Here is a 17,573-nt window from a genome sequence, read left to right as displayed (position 1 = left end):
TCTATTAAAATTTAAAGTTATAGGTTACTGATGGCACAATGCCGAAAATGGCCGTTCTGGTGGCTTCGTTGGCTCCTGTATCCACATTCTGCCCAAAAGAGATGGAAGCTGCATTTTTGTGATTATATACATTGTACAATCCCAAGACCCACTCCCCTTTCCATCTATTATTGGGCTTTCTATTGGGTTTATAAGTAGCGGAAATATCCAATCTATGATAAGCTGGCAAGCGGTCGGAATTTCGGTCCGAGTAACTGGCAATGGAAAGGTCTTCGTAAGTATACTGACCATTTGGATAGGTAACCGGCCTACCTGTCTGAAAGACCAAATTGGTACCGAACGACCATTTCCCATTTAATTCATAGGCGCCGGTCAAAGAAAAATCATGGGTCCTGTCATAAGCGGTATTGTACCACTTCCCATCATTGATTCCCAAGCCTCCCGCATTGCCGCCAGGAGTTCGCTGTTCGGATTTGGCCAAGGTATAGGAAAACCATCCCGTAAATTTACCTTCATTTTTCCTAGCCAAAAATTCCAACCCATAAGCTCTGGATTCCCCGTTCAAAATTTCTGTTTCAATATTGTTGGTTCCTATGAGGTCCGATCCGTCTATATAATCTATCCTGTTATCCGTAGTCTTGTAGTAGGCTTCCACCTCCAAGGAATACATTTTATCGTAGAAATTTCTAAAATAGCCCAAGGCAAATTGATCGGAAAGTTGTGGTTTTACAAATTCCCCACTGGGTGTCCAAACATCCAGAGGTGTAACCGAAGTGGTATTGGACAATAAATGAATATATTGTGCTGCCCTGGAATAGCCTGCTTTTATGGAAGATAAATCGTTCAACTGATACGCCAGGGAAACCCTAGGTTCAAAATTTCCAAAAGTCTTAATAGTTTCACTTTTCCCATAGGGGGTCTCACCTACTGCAGTGCCTCTTTCGTAAATACCCAATAGCGGGTTATACACCACTGGTTTGTCATCTACATAATCGGTCATGGCCTGTCCTCCCATACGACTAAAAGTGCTATATCGAAGACCGTACTGTACCGTTAGCCTATCGGTCAGCTTCTGTTCCGCGTTAATGTACAATGCACTTTCAAAAGCCTTTTTCCGGTCTAGGGATAGAGGATTGATTTCGGAGGTTTCGGAAGTAGGTCTAATTTGCCCTGGATCAAAATCGTAATAAATACCACTTGCGCCAAAATCCAGTTTAAATTTTTCACTGGTATAATACTTTAAATCATATTTTATATTGTAGTTGTTTATGGAAGAAATCCAATCGAACTCTTCAATAACAATACCCAAGTCATAATCGTACTTGCTATAGATCAATGATAGGTTGGAGAACAATCTATCATTAAAAATATGGTTCCAGCGCAAATTCCCCGACAAGTTTCCATAGCTGCTGTTAAAGCTTTCCCCGAGTTCAAAGGCGTCCCTTCCAAAATATCCGGAAAGAAAGAGCTGGTTGCTCCCATTTAGGTTGTAATTGGTCTTAAGATTCAAATCATAAAAATTTGCGCTGTTATCCTCTCCTGCAGCCTTCAGTAGCAAATGGGCATATGATCCTCTTCCCGCAATCAAGAAAGATCCTTTTTCCTTGAACATAGGGCCCTCAAGTGCCAATCTGCTAGAGATTATTCCGAGTCCTCCGGTCATGGCGAAATTTTTGCTATTCCCATCCTTCTGGCGTACATCCAGAACTGAAGAGGTTCTTCCTCCAAATCGTGCCGGAATTCCACCCTTGTACAATTTAATATCCTTGATGGCATCTGCATTAAAGACCGAAAAGAAACCTAACAAATGGGAGGTATTGTAAATAATGGCCTCGTCCAGCAGTACCAAATTTTGGTCGGCCGCACCACCTCTAACATGAAACCCACTGGAACCCTCTCCATTATTGGTGACTCCTGGAAGCATTTGAAGAGATTTTATAATATCCAATTCCCCCAATACCACTGGCATCTGTTTCACTGTATTAATGTTTAGTTTGGAAACGCTCATCTCCGGTTTTCTAAGGATGGCACGTTCCGGTTCCTCGGCAGTCAACACAATTTCGTCCAATTGGGTGGAAAACTCCATGATTTCAAAATCAATTTTATGATCCCGATCTAAGGTTAACTCCTTTTTTAATTCAGTAAATCCGATATAGGAAATAATAATATTGTAATTCCCTTTTGGAGCGGTGATAGAGTAAAAACCGTATTCATTGGTAGTGACACCAATGGTGGTCCCTTCCAAAAAGACCGAGGCCCCAAAGAGGGTTTCCCCATTGCTACTATCCATAATGGTTCCGCTTACGGTATACTTTTCCTGAGCGGATATTATGGCCGTGAATAACATAAATGCTAAAAAAATATTTTTCATTCTTTGTTTGTTGAATATTTCATTATTGATTGTTCGTTTTTTTTATGTACCTAAGACAGCCTTTTGCCGTTACCTTTTAGTTTTGATTGATGAATAAACCTCCCAAGGTGTTTGGTACCTCTGCTGAATACTTGATAATTTTTGCTACATCTATTTTTCTTTATGATTAAAGGGATTACTAATTATGTTTATGTTTGTCATTATTCCAAAATACCAACAAGGCATATGCCCATGTGCTTGTGCCGGCAAGGCTACCTTTTTTAGCTAATGGTTCCAATGGGTACTGCCATAATTCATTGGTTATTTTCCTGGCAAAATTGCGCATTCATTTCCTTTCAAACGTTCTGGATTGAAAATCCGAACCTTATTCAGTATTTTCTTAGGGTTTGATATCATAACAGGCAACTATATTGAAAATTGACAATGTTGCACCCCGGCCGCCATACGTATTTCCTTTACCCGGATGTAGATGCCTTATTTCCTTCCTATGATTATTAATGGGTTTGGCAACACCACTATCCGATATTAACCAACCAACATCTAAGGTTCTGCCCTGCTCAATGGGGGATATCTCTTTTCTTCGGTAATTTTTTGATTTCAATTTTTGATATTCATGATTATTATATAGCCTATTGACATCCTAAAAAAGTAAAGGTTGCATATCTTCCCCAAAAAAATTAGGTCAATTTTCGACTGCTGTCTTTATTCTTTGGAAAAGGGCGCTATTTAGGGGCTTTTACAGTGTAGGATTATGAGTGGAATTAAATTCTACAAAAAAAAGTTTCCATTTGATGCAACTTTTTCAACCATTGCTTGTCTATTATTTTGAAATTTCCCCTGATTGGACCGTTAAAACCATTTTTTAGTTGAAAACCAATATCCGTTTTACACACCAGGAACTTGTTGAAAAAAGCAAGTTGGGCGACCGAAACTCACAGTTTCAATTGTATGAACAGTATGTAGATGCTATGTACAATGTTAGTATGAGGATGTTGTGCAGTAAGGAGGATGCTGAAGATACCGTACAGGACAGTTTTGTGGAAGCATTTAAAAATTTGGGGAATTTTAGGTATGAGAGCACTTTTGGATCTTGGCTAAAAAGAATTGTAATCAATAAAAGTATCAACCATCTAAAACTAAAGCGAATTTCTTTAGTGCCGATTATTGACCATGAATATCATCTCACTGAAGAACCTATTGAAAATATAGAGGACATTGATATAGAAAAGGTAAAAAGAGGGATAAAAAAGCTGCCGCCCGGTTACCAGCAGATTATACATCTATACTTGATAGAAGGGTACGACCACGAGGAGATAGGGGAAATTTTGGAAATATCAAAATCCACCTCCAAATCCCAGTACCACAGGGCAAAGAAAAAGTTACTTGAAATTATAAAAGAAATATAATGGATTATTTTGAAAAACATATAAGGGACAACAAGGCATTGTTCGATGAACACAAGGCGGATAGATCCAAAATGTGGGCCAATATAGAATCGGAACTGGACAATTCCAAGCCAAAGGTAGTTCCGTTATGGAAATCCCCTTTATTGCGTGTGGCGGCCAGTATTGTATTGGTCCTGCTTTTGACTTCCCTAATCGGGATTACCGTATATGGCGGATACCAGTCCAACAGGCAGAACGGGGTAGTCTCCCAAGAACTGCTGGACATTGACATGCATTATAGCAACTTGGTACAGCACCAGGTGCAATTGGTAAAGAATCATCCCGACTTATCACAGGAGGACAAAGATGAATTTCTATCGTTTATGGATGAATTGGATGAAGAATACGGAGTTTTAAAATTGGAAATGGAAAAAAATCTGGGCAATGAACGGGTCCTGGAAGCTATTATTGGCAATTATAAAAAAAGGATTGAACTCATAGAAAACCTATTGAAGCAAATAAATGATTCAAAAATGATAAATGACGATTATGGATACACCTTATAAAAATTCGCTATTGTGCCTAGCCATGGTCCTAATAACCAATTTGATGCTAGCTCAGGAACAAGTGTCTAAAACCATATCGGAGACTTTTGAAATGACCAATGCAGGAGAACTCCAAGTAGACAACAAATACGGCAACATAACCATCCATGGGTGGTCCAAGAACAATATTTCCATTACTGTAGATGTAATAACCAGCCACAAAAAAAAGGAGAACGCACAAAACCTATTGGATAGGATAGAACCTAGGATTAAATCCATGACCGATTTTGTGACTATAAGCTCGGAAATTGCAGAAAAAAACAAAGGCTTTTTAGCCGAGTATTTCAGCAAAGCAAATCCGTTCGACTTCGACCGAAGTAATATACAGATAAATTATTCCATTTATTTACCATCCAATGCCGTGGTGGATATCAATAATAAGTTCGGCGATGTAATTTTGGAGGATTGGACCGGTAAATTGAGAATAGACGTTCAACATGGTGATATATGGGTCAATAAGAATCTAAAAAACGCTGACATCACCTTAAAATTCGGTAAACTAAAGGCTAAGAATATAAACTATGGCAGTATAAATATAAAAAACGGGAATTTATCACTTGGTAAATCCAAAGACTTAAGATTGACCAGTAGTGGTTCGGTAATGGATTTGGATGAAATTTCCTCCTTGGAAATCTATTCCAGCAAAGATGAAATTACCATCAACGAAGTTGAATCCGTACATGGAGAACTCGAATTTACCAACTTGCAGTTGGCCAATGTTGATGATGAAATTGATTTGGTAATGAAAATTGCGGAATTTAAAGTATTGACCATTCACAGTGCCGATGCCAAAATCAACATTCAGCAACAGTCGTCGGAAATTGTTCTCAATGTTCAGGAATTCTCCTTTAGATTTAATGCAACCTTGGAAGAAGGGTTGTTGCGACTTCCAAAAACCTTCGAAAATGTGGAAACCCATATGATCGATAAGGGAAAAAGAATACGCGATATTAAGGCTACTTACGGCAAATCCAAACAGGGTTCCATTACCATTACTGGAGAAAAAGGGGTAATACTTTTAAAGGAGCTTTAATTTATTTAAAAAAAAATGTAAAAAAAATGCAACTTTTTAAAGAGTTTGTTGTCTACTATAACATCATCAATCAAAAATCAAAGAGCATGAAATTAAACACAGCCATTTTACTTCCCTTTTTATTGGGATTCATTCTTCCCACTTTTGCCCAGGATATTACTGGCGATTATGTAGAATTTAACGATCGAAACAATGTAGTACATGGGGTCTACCTAGGCTTAACTACCCACTATGGGGAGATTGAGGATAAGGACACCTTCTTTACCAGTTTAAAAGTGGCATACGTGGCCAACCAACAATTCGAAATAGGTTTTGTAGGTACTTTCTTCTATTCGGATCAAAACATTTACAGGGGCATATCCAGTTATGATGAAGATCTAATCGGGGCCTATGGAGGCCTACATTTAGAACCTATCTTTTTTAGCAAGTCTTTGGTAAACCTATCATTTCCAGTGCTAATAGGAGCTGGAGGCATGGGTTACATAGATGACAACTACAATGATCATGATTTTGACGAACAGGAATTTGAAGATAATGCACAGGCCTTATTTATAGTTGAACCTGGGATAAACGCCTTATTCAATATTTCCAGATATTTACAATTGGAGGCCGGAGTAAAGTACCGGTTTTCCAGTAGTGTAAACGACAAGAATAACTTTGACCCCATTAAGCGAATAAATGGCTTCTCAGCAGGGATAGGTGTTAAAGTAGGTATTTTCAACATGGGCAGGAACAGATATAAACAAAATCTTTAATATGAAAAATAGAACCAATACCCTTTGCAGCATTTGCCACGATGTTATTGAGACCCAACACGTATTCTCCGAGGACAATCAGGTTTTTATAAAAAGAAATAAGGTTGAATCATCAAATGGGTCCATCCTCAGAGACCAATGGTATCCAATTAATTTTCAATGGGTATCGGACATGGAGCTAAGAAAAAACTTAGCGTTGCAATCAAATATGGAGTAAATAAGAATCACCAAAATGGCCTTTTCCCAATTTTAAAAGGTATCCCTTCACCTGTTCATTTTTGGTCGGTATCCCGTTTGGGCCATATCTTGGCAAAGCCCTTTTTAAATACCATAACAATCAATAAACAAAGTAAACCTATAACCAGACCGGCTAAAAATTCCCCCAATATTGCCGGCAATGCCTCTAACCAATGATGAAGAAAATCCAGGTTATGTACAAAAATCCCCCCGGACACCAACACCAGGGCAATAGTCCCTATTACCGATAAACTTTTAATAACGACCGGCAAGGCTGCCACTAGAAACTGCCCTATGGCATCGGATATACTGCGCTTCCTGCCATTAAGGGCAATAAGTTTAAGGCCCAGATCGTCCATCCTTACAATCAACGCCACTATACCATAAACCCCGGCCGTTGCCACCAATGCAATTATAGAAACAACTATTACTTGTGTCCAAATAGACTGTTCAACTACTGTTCCAAGAGCAATGATTACTATTTCCACTGAGAGAATAAAATCGGTAATAATGGCCGATTTTATTTTTTCCTTCTCCAAGAGTAAAATCTCCGCTTTGGTCAAATGGGTTTGTACCTTCCTTGCTTTTGGCTTGTGGTGGGGTACTAGAAAATGGTAAATTTTCTCCGCCCCTTCATATGCCAGATAAAATCCACCTAACACCAAAATTACCGTGATTGCCAATGGAAAAAAGGCACTTAGCAGAAAGGCGAAGGGCAATATAATCAATTTGTTCAGCAATGATCCCTTTGTAATGGCCCACAACACAGGTATTTCCCGGGAAGAAATAAAACCGGAAGCCTTTTCGGCATTTACGGCCAAATCATCGCCCAAAATACCAGCTGTTTTCTTACCGGCTATTTTACTCATAGCCCCTACATCGTCCATTAAACTGGCGATATCATCCAATAAAGCAAAAAATCCTGATGCCATTTGATTACACTTCCTTATATAATTTATATTATTTTATCCTCCATTGTCATCAGCTCCCCAAGGCTACCGCTCCCTACCCGCAAATATATTTTATAATTCCTTTACATACATTTTATTTACAAGAATAGGTCCTTTTCCTAATAATCCTAGGCTCAAAAAAATTCAATCTTGCCCCAATAACCCATAACGCCCCTATCCAAACCGGGATCCCACCTCCCCAAAAGCCCAATCAGGTCCAAACTTGCCCAAAATGGTCCAATAAAATGGAGCAATTATCATTTGCCCGTATATTTTATTTAATAAGTTAGCATAAGATTCGTAAAAGCGCATTTTCTATTCCACTAATGATGATCTTTGGTCTACGAAATATGAAACTAACCAAGTCAAAATATCGATTTATAAAAAGGGGCGCCAAAGTTGTTTTGGTACTTGCCTTGCTTTTTATCGGTTTGGTACTTATCATTAGAAGCCCATGGGCCCAGAATTTAATTGTAAACAAAGCAACGGATTACATATCCAACAAGACCAATACCAAAGTTGAAATAGATCAACTTTTTATAACTTTTTCAGGGAAAGCCCTATTGGAAGGTTTGTATCTGGAAGATAAAAAAGGGGATACCTTGTTGTACTCCAAATCCATTGAGGCCAATGTGCCTCTTAGCGCTCTGCTATTCCGAAATGAGTTGAATTTAAAGTCCCTGAAATGGCAAGGTTTACGCGCTCAAATTAAACGCAATTCAGGTTCGGGGAAATTCAATTACCAATTTTTAATAGATGCCTTGGCACCTAAAGATACCGTTCCCCAACAGTCGGACACAGCAGCAATGAAGCTAAAAATTGGCACTCTCGATTTTTCCGACTTTCAAATATCCTATAACGATAAGGTATCGGGCTTGGAGGCCAAGCTTGCCTTGGGTACATTCTATTTGAAAGCCAACAAGGTCAATTTTGAATCTATGCATTACGAGCTGGACGAAGTGGCATTTTCGGATACCCATATCCAGTATATACAAAGCAAACCGTTGGTAACCAAGGACAACCCGGACAGCAAACTTCCTTTCTTGTTGATCAACGACCTTAATTTCAACAATATTCTGATAGATTACCAATCCATTCCTGATAATGTAGTGGCGGCAATAAAATTAGGGGAGTTTAAACTGGACCTCCCCAAAGCCCATCTGGCAAAAAATGAGATGGACATAAAATTCCTCTCCCTAAAAAACTCGGACATCTCCCTGCAACTCTTAAGAGATCATACGGGGGTGACACATGCTTCAACACCCACACCCCAAAAGCCAAACTTTCCGTGGCCCGATTTCTCATTGGTGGCAGATAAAATTGCCCTCGAAAATAATTCGATCCAATATCAACTTAATAACGGATCATCTGAGGCAGAACACTTCAACCCTAACAATCTAGGGTTATCCAAACTTACTTTGAACGCCTCGGACCTGTACTATCAACCCAAAAATGTCAACCTAAACCTAGTCCAGTTTTCATTCGTGGAAAAAAGTGGCTTTACATTAAACCACATGAGCATGGCCGCCCGTTTAAACGGAACCACGGCCTCCATTGCCGGGTTAAAAATGCAGACCGCTTCAAGTTCCATAAATGGAGACTTTGCATTGGGATATCCTTCCATACAGCAACTGATAGACTACCCTGGGGATACAAAGGTAGACCTGCAATTGAGGGAGATGAAACTGGCACTTAAAGACGCCCTATATTTTAAACCTACCCTAGCGGAAAATGAATATTTTACCATTGGCCAACAACATCCCGTTACAGGAGATTTAAATCTAAAGGGCACACTTAATGATTTGACACTGTCTACTTTAAATTTAAATTGGAACAACACTGCCGTGATAGGTAAAGGCCAACTATTATGGGCTACAGAGCCCGATTCACTTTCTTATGATTTTGCAACGGTAAGAGTTAGCTCCACAAAAGAAGATCTACAGTTGTTTATGCCCGCAAAAGACCTGGACATTTCCCTGCCGCTTACCATGGTGGTAGAGGCCAAAGTGCAGGGCAGTTTAAAAAACATCTCTGGGGAGCTATTCGCAAAAATTCCTGAAGGTACTGCCCACATCACGGGCAACTATACCAATTTGGAAGCAATAAATTTCAATGGCGACCTTCAGGTAAGCGAACTGGAGTTGGGCAAGTTGCTCAACAATGATCAACTGGGCACTATGACTTTTAGGATTAATGCAAGCGGAAGTGGAAGCAGTTTAAATACCATGAATGCCGAGGTTGGGTCCAAATTCGACCAACTTACCTACAAGAATTATGATTTTTCCGATCTGGAATTAAATGGAAAAATCCGTAACGGAAAAGGCAACATAAATCTCAATTTTAAAGATGACAATCTAAATTTCACTTCCCAAACAAGGGTAAGCCTGGATTCTTCCAATTCAAAATATGGCCTGCATCTAAATGTTATTGGTGCCGACCTTCAGGCCTTGGGCATTACTTCGGAGAATATTAAGGCTGGGCTGGATGTGGAAGCCCAGTATACAGGCAATCCAAAAAACTTTGTATTGAATGCATCCGTGAAAAATGGGTTGGCCGTATATGACGGCCAACAATACCAACTGGGTGAAGTGGAAATTAAATCCAAAATCGATACCCTTAATACGGAGGTTGCCATTATCAGTGATTTTCTGACAGGAAATTTATTTTCCAACGGTTCTCCCCAAATCATAAACTCTTCTTTACAACAATATTTTAAAAATTATTTTCGGGATTCGATAGTGCCTACCTCCCCTATCGACTCCCTAAAACTAAAAATGGATTTGAAATTAATTCCGAATTCCATTCTAACTAAAATATTTTTAAGGGATTTGGAACAATTGGACTCCGTAAGCGCACAGGCCAATTTTGATGCTGCCAATCGCAGCTTGGTGTCGGACATACAAATACCCTATGCCAGATATAAAGGTATTGCCCTGGACAGTTTAAGCTTTTCCATAAATGGCGATGCAACCAATCTGAGTTTTAAAACTGGTCTGGCCAAACTACTGGCCGATCCCGTAGACCTTGGAAGAACAACTTTGGAAGGAAGGTTGTACAATAGGCAATTATTACTAGATTTTAGTTCTTATGACGGAGCAGAAAAAATAACGCACTTGGCCTCGGAAATGTCCCATGCCAAGGACACCACCCTACTCCATATAAATCCCACCTCACTAATATTCAACAAATCGAAATGGAGTGTTCCAGAGGACAACAGTATATCATTTTCAGAAAACCATTTGGAATTCAACAATGTAATATTGAAAAGAAATTCACAAAAACTGAGTTTTGCAAGTGGACTTCCTGAAACGGAGGCACAGCCTATCACCCTAAGCTTCGAACAATTTAAGCTACAGACCTTTATAGCGATGCTAAACCCCGAAAGGCCCTTGGCATCAGGTATAGTAAATGGGGATTTTACCATTGAAAACCTATTTGGTGCCACTGGTATTGTGGCAGATTTCAATATAAACGATCTGGAAATTTTGGAACATACACTGGGCAATCTAAAATTAAATGCCAATTCCAAATTAAATGGAACCTACGATTTTAATCTCGCCTTAAAAGGTGGGGGCGCGGATATAGATCTTAACGGGGATTATGCTGCCTCCAAAACTGGCGCCCAATTAAATTTGGACCTGGATCTCAATAAGATAGACCTCCAATTTATAGAAAAATTCTCGCGAGGAGGGTTGAAAGACTCCCATGGAACACTTTCTGGTAATATTGATGTTTCAGGGACGACGACTTCCCCTATTTATTCAGGTTCCGTTACTTTTCAAAACACCGATTTTAATGTGTCGAGCTTAAATTCTGTTTTTAAGATTTCCGATGAAACCCTTACAATGGATAATGAAGGGGTTTATTTGGACAACTTTCAGATTACAGACGCCAATGGCAGTAACTTTACAATGAATGGTTCCATTGGCACCGAAGAACTAACTAACCCAAAATTTGATCTCACCCTGAATGCCGAACAATTTCAAGCCCTTAACTCCACAAAGGAAGACAACGAATTGTTTTATGGAAAGTCTAGCTTTGATTTGGACCTAAACGTTAAAGGCTATTTAAAACTCCCGGTAATAGAAGGGCGGATCCGTGTCCGAAAAATAACCGATATTACCTATGTAGTTCCTAAAACCCAGTTGGATGTGCAGGAACGCGAAGGGGTGGTACTTTTTGTAAACCGTGAAAATCCCAATGCCATCCTTACCAGAAATGAGCAAGAAGAAACTCCAGCCTTTTTTTCGGGAATGGATGTCAATGTTATATTGGAAATCGCGGACGATTCAGATTTTAACATTATAATTGATGAACGTACCGGAGATAACCTAAGGGTTTCTGGAAATGCTACCTTAAACCTAAATATGGAACCCAACGGATTAACGAACCTTACGGGCAGGTACGAACTAAATTCCGGGCATTACGAAACTTCTTTGTACAATCTGGTAAAGCGAAGATTTGAAATCAACCCCGGTAGTACCATTACATGGCAGGGCGACCCCACCGATGCCAAACTGAACGTGACCGCAGTGTATCAGGTGGAAACTTCCGCAACACCACTCATGTCGTCCATTACCTCTGGCGAAGATATAAGCGTAACCAATAAATACAGACAAGTACTGCCCTTTTTGGTTTACCTTAATGTTGATGGTGAACTATTGAAACCAAAGTTATCCTTTAGATTGGATATGCCAGAAGATGAACAAGGGTCGCTTGGAGGAGCTGTTTACGGTAGGGTGCAACAATTAAATCAACAAGAAGCCGAGTTGAACAAACAAGTGTTCTCCTTATTGGCCCTTAATAGATTTTATCCAGATTCAGGAAGTGATGGAAGTACGGGAGGTACGGCAGCCATTGCCAGGGACAATGTAAACAAAGTGCTATCCGGAGAGATCAATGCCTTTTCCGATAAGGTATTTGGCAAATCGGGATTTGAAGTGGATTTTGACCTGGACAGTTTTACGGATTACCAAGGCGAAAGTCCACAGGAGCGCACCCAATTGAACATCAATGCCAAGAAAAAATTGTTCGATGACAGATTGGTGGTAACAGCAGGCAGTGCTGTGGATGTGGAAGGAAGTGCGCAATCCGGCCAAGATGAAACTCCAATTATCGGCAACGTAAGTCTAGAGTATTTACTTACCAAAGATGGCCGCTATAGACTAAGGGGTTTCAGAAAGAACGAGTATGAAAATATCATAGACGGCCAATTGATCGTCACAGGAATAGCCCTGATTTTCAACAGGGAATTCAATAAGTTTAGTCAATTATTCAACCCCCTGAAAGAAACGGATACAATAAATGGAACGGAGAAGGGGGATCAAAAAAAAGAATAGAATTTTGAAAGCATCCAACACATATCGCTATGCGCTGATTTTGCTAATTATAGGAAATTTATTTTCCTGTGGTGTAAGTAAATTTATCCCCTATGGGGAAACCTTATATACCGGTTCCGAGATCAACATTGAATCCGATAGAGAAATAGGAAATACCAAAAAAGTTTCCCAGGAACTGCATACGCTTCTGGAACCCGAACCAAATTCCAAAATTCTGGGGATAAGACCAGGCTTGTACTTCCATTACAAAGCCCAGCAGAAGAACCCTGGTTTTTTAAACAGATGGCTCAATAAAAAACTGGGGGAAGAACCGGTATATTTATCGGATGTAAATCCACAACGTATAGAGCAACTCATGCTGAACCGCTTGGACAATCGTGGATTTTTTTACAGCAAAGTATCGTCCAAAATAGACAGTACCCAAAAACATGCGGCACTAAGGTTCCATGCAGAAATAAAACAGCCATATACCCTTGAACAATTTAAGTTGGATAAAGATTCATTGCCAATTTACAAGGATATATCCAAGGCTCTATCCCAAACAGAAATAAGGCTAGGACAAAGATTCGATCTGGAACTGATGAAATACGAGCGGGAACGCATAGACCAGGAACTAAAACAAAAGGGATATTACAATTTTAATCCTGATTTTTTAATTTTTGAAGTCGATACCAATCGCTATGACAACAAGAAATTTGATCTTTTTTTGAGACTTAAAAAAAATGTTCCCAAAAAGTCCCTTATCCCCTATACCATCGATTCCATTTCTGTATTCCCCAACTTTTCCATAGAAACAGACACCTTAACACCCTCAAGGGCCACATTGATCAACGGTATAAGTTTTTTTCAGAAAGAAGAATTTTTTAAACCAAAAAAACTCGAGCCTTACATCCTGTTCGGACTTGGTCAAAAATATAATTCAAGAATGGCCCGCCGGACCAGCAATCGCCTATCATCCTTAGGCACCTATAAATACGTTAACATTAGATTCAATGAAAATGATAGTTCCGCCACGGATAGTGTAGGATCATTGTCCGCAGACATATACCTTTCGCCCCTGACCAAGAGGTCGGTGCGTGCAGAATTGCAGGCCGTAACCAAATCCAATGGCTTTGCCGGTCCGGGCGTAGCCATCACCTACAATAACCGAAATTTGTTTAAGGGGGGCGAGACCTTTAGCTTAACCGGAAACTTCGCCTATGAGACACAGCTTTCAGGAGGAAAGAACACAGGCCTTAGTAGTATAGCAGGAGGCCTTAAAACAGATCTGATCATTCCTAGACTCCTTCCCTTTTCTCCCAAGAAATTTAAATATGCCGTACCCAAGACCAAAATTAGCCTGGGAACCGATTTCTTAAAGCGCTCCAAACTTTATACCCTAAGTTCGTTCAACACTGCCTTTGGGTATACCTGGAATGCCAATAGGTTTGCATACCATGAGCTTAATCCCATTAGCATCAATTACGTAAAACTGTCCAATACCACTGAAGAATTTACGGCAATTTTGGAAAAAAATCCATTTTTGAAACAAAGTTTCGACCAGCAGTTCATAGCTGGACTCAACTATACTTTTACTTATAACGAACTGGTAGATGTAAATAAAAAACACCCAATATTCATTTCAACAAGTTTAGATATTGCTGGTAATACCTTACATCTTATAGGTGGGTCCGACAACACAGTTTTTGGATTGGAATATGCCCAATATGCCAAGGCCGATGTAGATTTTCGATATTATATAAAATGGGGAAAGGAACAGACCCTAGTGAGCAGACTTTACGCAGGATGGGGCATACCCTATGGCAACTCCACTACCCTACCCTTTGTGAAACAATTTTTTTCCGGAGGTCCCTATAGTGTTAGGGCCTTTAAAACTAGATCGTTGGGACCAGGAACATTCAGTTCTACGGAAAATGGCACATCTTCATTTTTTGACCAATCCGGAAATCTGAGATTGGAAGGTAATTTGGAATATAGATTCCCCATATGGTCTTACCTAAAGGGCGCCGTTTTCGCCGATGCCGGGAACGTATGGTTGACCAATGATATAGAGGTTTCCGATGATGAACCGGTAGCCAGTCGAGAATTTAATGAAGAATTGCTCAACAAGGGAAAATTTGGTTCCAATTGGGCCGAAGAATTGGGCATTGGCTTAGGATTGGGCCTTAGGATAGATATTCAGAGTTTTGTAATACGATTTGATCTTGCTTCACCCCTGCAAGTCCCTTACTTACCGGAGGGGGATCGTATCAGGACCCCATTCTTTGATGGTGGCAGCAATAATCTCATCTTCAATTTTGCTATCGGATACCCTTTTTAACAGGACTTAAAACGTAAAAGCCCTATCGTTTTATTAAAAAAATCATAAACTTTTCCTTTCCCATTAAATGGATCAAAAATGGAATCTTTTGAATTATCGCCTTTTGGTATTTAGGTCTAATTTTAAACAAGATAAATTATTAACCTGTCTGCCCATAAGTGCAGACCTTAAAATAAATAAGACTATGAACAGTGATCAATTGGAAGGAAAATGGAAACAAGTCAAAGGTAAATTCAAACAAAAGTACGGTGATCTTACCGATAATGACCTAACTTATTCAGAAGGTAAGTTTGACGAATTCTTAGGCCGTTTACAAGAAAAAACCGGAAAGGCAAAAGAGCAATTAAAAGAAGAGATCGACAATATGTAATGTCGCGACCACGGTTTAATTTTTATTACAACAACCCCTACCATTGGTAGGGGTTGCTTTTTTTAGGGAAGATCTATATCCAATAAAACGTAAAAAATAGTACTTATTGGGAATTTTGCAATATTATTTGGGCGGGCACGGTTTAACGGCTAACACCATACAAAGAACTGAAAAGAGAAAACGTGCTACTGTTCCAAAGTATCGGGGATTACAACGGGAATTAAAGTCTATCCTTATTGTCTTTGGTGTATTCCTTTTTATACATTCTTACGACTATTAGAAAAAGGCTTATTAGTAAAGGGCCAAATATGAGGCCGATAAATCCAAAAATAGGTACCCCAACAATTACCCCAATCAACGTAATCAAAGGATGTACGTTATCCAACTTTTTAAGTACATAGAGTCGGAATAGATTATCAGTAGACCCAACTACGATTAAACCATATAACAGTATGCCCCAGGCATCAAAACTATTGCCAGATGACAATGAAAGAATAAATACCGGAATTATCCCTAACATTGCCCCAATAAAGGGTACCATAGAACCAATGGTAACTATAACCGCCCAAAAAAAAGGCGAATTAATGCCGAACAATAAAAAACCAATAAGGGCAATTATACCCTGTGCCAAAGCAACAAGTGGGATACCCAAGGCATTGGAACGTACCATAGCCCTAATTTCCTGACCAATTATTTTAAGGTTATCCTTATTTATGGGAATATATTCAAACAATGACTCCCTTAACTCACGGCGATTGGTCAACATATAGAAAAGTATAAAATACATAATACCTACAGCGATAAACATATTAAAGGTTCCTCCTGCAAGCCCGGAAAGGTTTTGTGAAAACCATTTGGATACTTCGTTAAAATCGATTTGGGAAGTAAAATCATATCCGAATTTATTTTCCAGCGTTGCCAGCTGCGATTCCACAGCTGCAATTACTTTTTCGGAATTTTCAATGGCACTCTCCACTTTATTTCCCAGCATAAGAACAATTCCTGAAACAGGTAATAAAATACAGACAAACGATCCTATGAGTAAAAAAATGGCAGCTAGGTTAGGAGGCCACCCCTTTTTAACGAGTTTGGACATAGGTCTACGTAAAAGCACATAAATGGTTATAGCTCCCAAAACACCGGAAAAGTAAGGAAGTATTGCATGAAAAATTAGCCCTCCCAACATAATTATGAGGAGTAAACTAAATATTTGCCGAACTATTTTAGGGTTAATGTACGTCATAGGAATCACTCAAAATGAATTTAAAATGGTCAAAATAGATAGGTTTATACTATTGTATATATTTGTTATTGATCTACTTTAGGCCAAGCCTGTCTATCGCTACAAAGGCAGATAGGCCGGTGTATGCGTACTCGACTTAGAAAGTGAAGACCCCATAAACCTTGGAATTCATATCGTCTTATGGGCTAGTTGATCTATACCCAAGTGCATGAATTCCACTTTTCCGAGTAGGGAGGAAATCCAATATAGGATAGATCCGACTGCTCACCGGGCCTACAATTTTCATTAGTGATATCCATCCTAATGAAATGACCGCTCGGACCAGTTGTGGCCATTGGTTCCCAAACCTTGTTGCCCGAAAAAATATTAAAGGGGCTTACGTCCCGATATAATATTGTATAGAACGGCAATAATGGCGATTACCAAGAGTATATGGATCAGGCTACTGGTGCCCATTCCGGCAACAATGCCAAAAAAGCCCAAGGCCCAAATAATGATACAAATTACAGCGATTAACCAAAGTATACTTCTCATAATTTCAAGTTTTAGTGATTGGAATTTTATAGTTACAATTGCCTTGTTGTAAAACCGAGTCCGTTACCTTTCAATAATCAAGCAACTCGATTCTAGACGATGATAAATTTAGAGACTTGTTTTGATGGAATGTAATTCATTAGGTAAATTTATTGATGCAATCAACTCGTTTTAGGAATGCGATCGGGTCCAGTTTTTACAAAAATTTAAACGATAGCAAAATAAATCCAGGTTATTCTGGTTGGCTTTATATTTTGGTCCAGGTCATTTTCAAAAATCGCATCTAAATTGTAAGTAAACTACTTAAAACACATTCATGCCTGCGCCCCTATAATCAAATAAATACCCATCAATGATTACAGCTTATTATAATTGGTGTTATCATTAAATTGAAATAAAACTTAATGAATTAAAGCCCAGGCAAATTAAAG

Annotated in this window: 12 protein-coding genes; 8 read left to right on the top strand and 4 right to left on the bottom strand. The window is 39.2% G+C overall.

Annotated features, from left to right (window positions below):
• Positions 1–4: 4 nt before the first annotated feature.
• On the bottom strand, positions 5–2,371 hold the full coding sequence (locus tag C7972_RS12315; RefSeq protein WP_110356479.1) for a TonB-dependent receptor: 2,367 nt from the start codon (positions 2,369–2,371) through the stop codon (positions 5–7).
• 866 nt (positions 2,372–3,237) lie between these two features.
• On the opposite strand from C7972_RS12315, the gene C7972_RS12305 reads away from it, so the two are divergent.
• The 5 genes from C7972_RS12305 (at position 3,238) to C7972_RS12285 (ending at position 6,366) form a co-directional block, all read left to right on the top strand.
• Positions 3,238–3,777 (top strand): RNA polymerase sigma factor, encoded by a 540-nt coding sequence (locus C7972_RS12305; RefSeq protein ID WP_110356477.1) that lies wholly within the window; start codon positions 3,238–3,240, stop codon positions 3,775–3,777.
• Positions 3,777–4,322 carry a hypothetical protein gene (locus C7972_RS12300; RefSeq protein WP_110356476.1) on the top strand — a complete coding sequence of 182 codons (546 nt, stop codon included), beginning with the start codon at positions 3,777–3,779 and terminating at the stop codon, positions 4,320–4,322. The genes C7972_RS12305 and C7972_RS12300 overlap by 1 nt, the downstream gene beginning before the upstream one ends.
• Positions 4,297–5,394, top strand: a complete 1,098-nt coding sequence (locus C7972_RS12295; RefSeq protein ID WP_110356475.1) for a hypothetical protein — start codon at positions 4,297–4,299, stop codon at positions 5,392–5,394. Before C7972_RS12300 ends, C7972_RS12295 begins: the two co-directional genes overlap by 26 nt.
• 86 nt (positions 5,395–5,480) lie before the next feature.
• On the top strand, positions 5,481–6,149 hold the full coding sequence (locus tag C7972_RS12290) for a hypothetical protein (protein WP_146216315.1): 669 nt from the start codon (positions 5,481–5,483) through the stop codon (positions 6,147–6,149).
• A 1-nt stretch (position 6,150) separates the two neighbouring features.
• On the top strand, positions 6,151–6,366 hold the full coding sequence (locus tag C7972_RS12285) for a hypothetical protein (RefSeq protein WP_110356473.1): 216 nt from the start codon (positions 6,151–6,153) through the stop codon (positions 6,364–6,366).
• Between the two features lie 55 nt (positions 6,367–6,421).
• Here the strand turns inward: C7972_RS12285 and C7972_RS12280 are convergent, their stop codons facing one another.
• Positions 6,422–7,318 carry a DUF808 domain-containing protein gene (locus tag C7972_RS12280; RefSeq protein WP_110356472.1) on the bottom strand — a complete coding sequence of 299 codons (897 nt, stop codon included), beginning with the start codon at positions 7,316–7,318 and terminating at the stop codon, positions 6,422–6,424.
• Positions 7,319–7,686: 368 nt separating this feature from the next.
• Here C7972_RS12280 and C7972_RS12275 point away from each other — a divergent pair, with 368 nt between their 5' ends.
• The 3 genes from C7972_RS12275 to C7972_RS12265 all read left to right on the top strand — a co-directional run bounded on the left by C7972_RS12275 (position 7,687) and on the right by C7972_RS12265 (position 15,365).
• Entirely contained in the window at positions 7,687–12,675 is a 4,989-nt protein-coding gene (locus tag C7972_RS12275; RefSeq protein WP_181422876.1) for a translocation/assembly module TamB, read from the top strand.
• A gap of 4 nt (positions 12,676–12,679) precedes the next feature.
• On the top strand, positions 12,680–14,995 hold the full coding sequence (locus C7972_RS12270) for a BamA/TamA family outer membrane protein (RefSeq protein ID WP_258364836.1): 2,316 nt from the start codon (positions 12,680–12,682) through the stop codon (positions 14,993–14,995).
• Positions 14,996–15,179: 184 nt separating this feature from the next.
• A complete protein-coding gene (locus C7972_RS12265; RefSeq protein ID WP_110356519.1) occupies positions 15,180–15,365 on the top strand; it encodes a CsbD family protein in 186 nt (61 codons plus the stop codon).
• Positions 15,366–15,585: 220 nt separating this feature from the next.
• Here the strand turns inward: C7972_RS12265 and C7972_RS12260 are convergent, their stop codons facing one another.
• A complete protein-coding gene (locus C7972_RS12260) occupies positions 15,586–16,608 on the bottom strand; it encodes an AI-2E family transporter (RefSeq protein ID WP_110356469.1) in 1,023 nt (340 codons plus the stop codon).
• A gap of 366 nt (positions 16,609–16,974) precedes the next feature.
• Positions 16,975–17,142, bottom strand: coding sequence for a lmo0937 family membrane protein (locus C7972_RS12255; protein ID WP_110356468.1), 168 nt, complete (start codon positions 17,140–17,142; stop codon positions 16,975–16,977).
• Between the last annotated feature and the right edge of the window lie 431 nt (positions 17,143–17,573).

Source organism: Arenibacter sp. ARW7G5Y1 (assembly GCF_003201775.1).
In the GTDB taxonomy this organism is placed as follows: Bacteria; Bacteroidota; Bacteroidia; order Flavobacteriales; family Flavobacteriaceae; genus Arenibacter.
Note: the sequence above shows the minus strand (reverse complement) of the source record. Positions and strands in the feature narration are given on the sequence as shown.

Excerpts from the sequence above, each read along its gene's own strand:
- C7972_RS12315 (WP_110356479.1), bottom strand. The coding sequence starts at position 2,371 with ATGAAAAATATTTTTTTAGCATTTATGTTATTCACGGCCATAATATCC.
- C7972_RS12300 (WP_110356476.1), top strand. The coding sequence starts at position 3,777 with ATGGATTATTTTGAAAAACATATAAGGGACAACAAGGCATTGTTCGAT.
- C7972_RS12295 (WP_110356475.1), top strand. The coding sequence starts at position 4,297 with ATGACGATTATGGATACACCTTATAAAAATTCGCTATTGTGCCTAGCC.
- C7972_RS12290 (WP_146216315.1), top strand. The coding sequence starts at position 5,481 with ATGAAATTAAACACAGCCATTTTACTTCCCTTTTTATTGGGATTCATT.
- C7972_RS12285 (WP_110356473.1), top strand. The coding sequence starts at position 6,151 with ATGAAAAATAGAACCAATACCCTTTGCAGCATTTGCCACGATGTTATT.
- C7972_RS12280 (WP_110356472.1), bottom strand. The coding sequence starts at position 7,318 with ATGGCATCAGGATTTTTTGCTTTATTGGATGATATCGCCAGTTTAATG.
- C7972_RS12275 (WP_181422876.1), top strand. The coding sequence starts at position 7,687 with ATGAAACTAACCAAGTCAAAATATCGATTTATAAAAAGGGGCGCCAAA.
- C7972_RS12265 (WP_110356519.1), top strand. The coding sequence starts at position 15,180 with ATGAACAGTGATCAATTGGAAGGAAAATGGAAACAAGTCAAAGGTAAA.
- C7972_RS12260 (WP_110356469.1), bottom strand. The coding sequence starts at position 16,608 with ATGACGTACATTAACCCTAAAATAGTTCGGCAAATATTTAGTTTACTC.
- C7972_RS12255 (WP_110356468.1), bottom strand. The coding sequence starts at position 17,142 with ATGAGAAGTATACTTTGGTTAATCGCTGTAATTTGTATCATTATTTGG.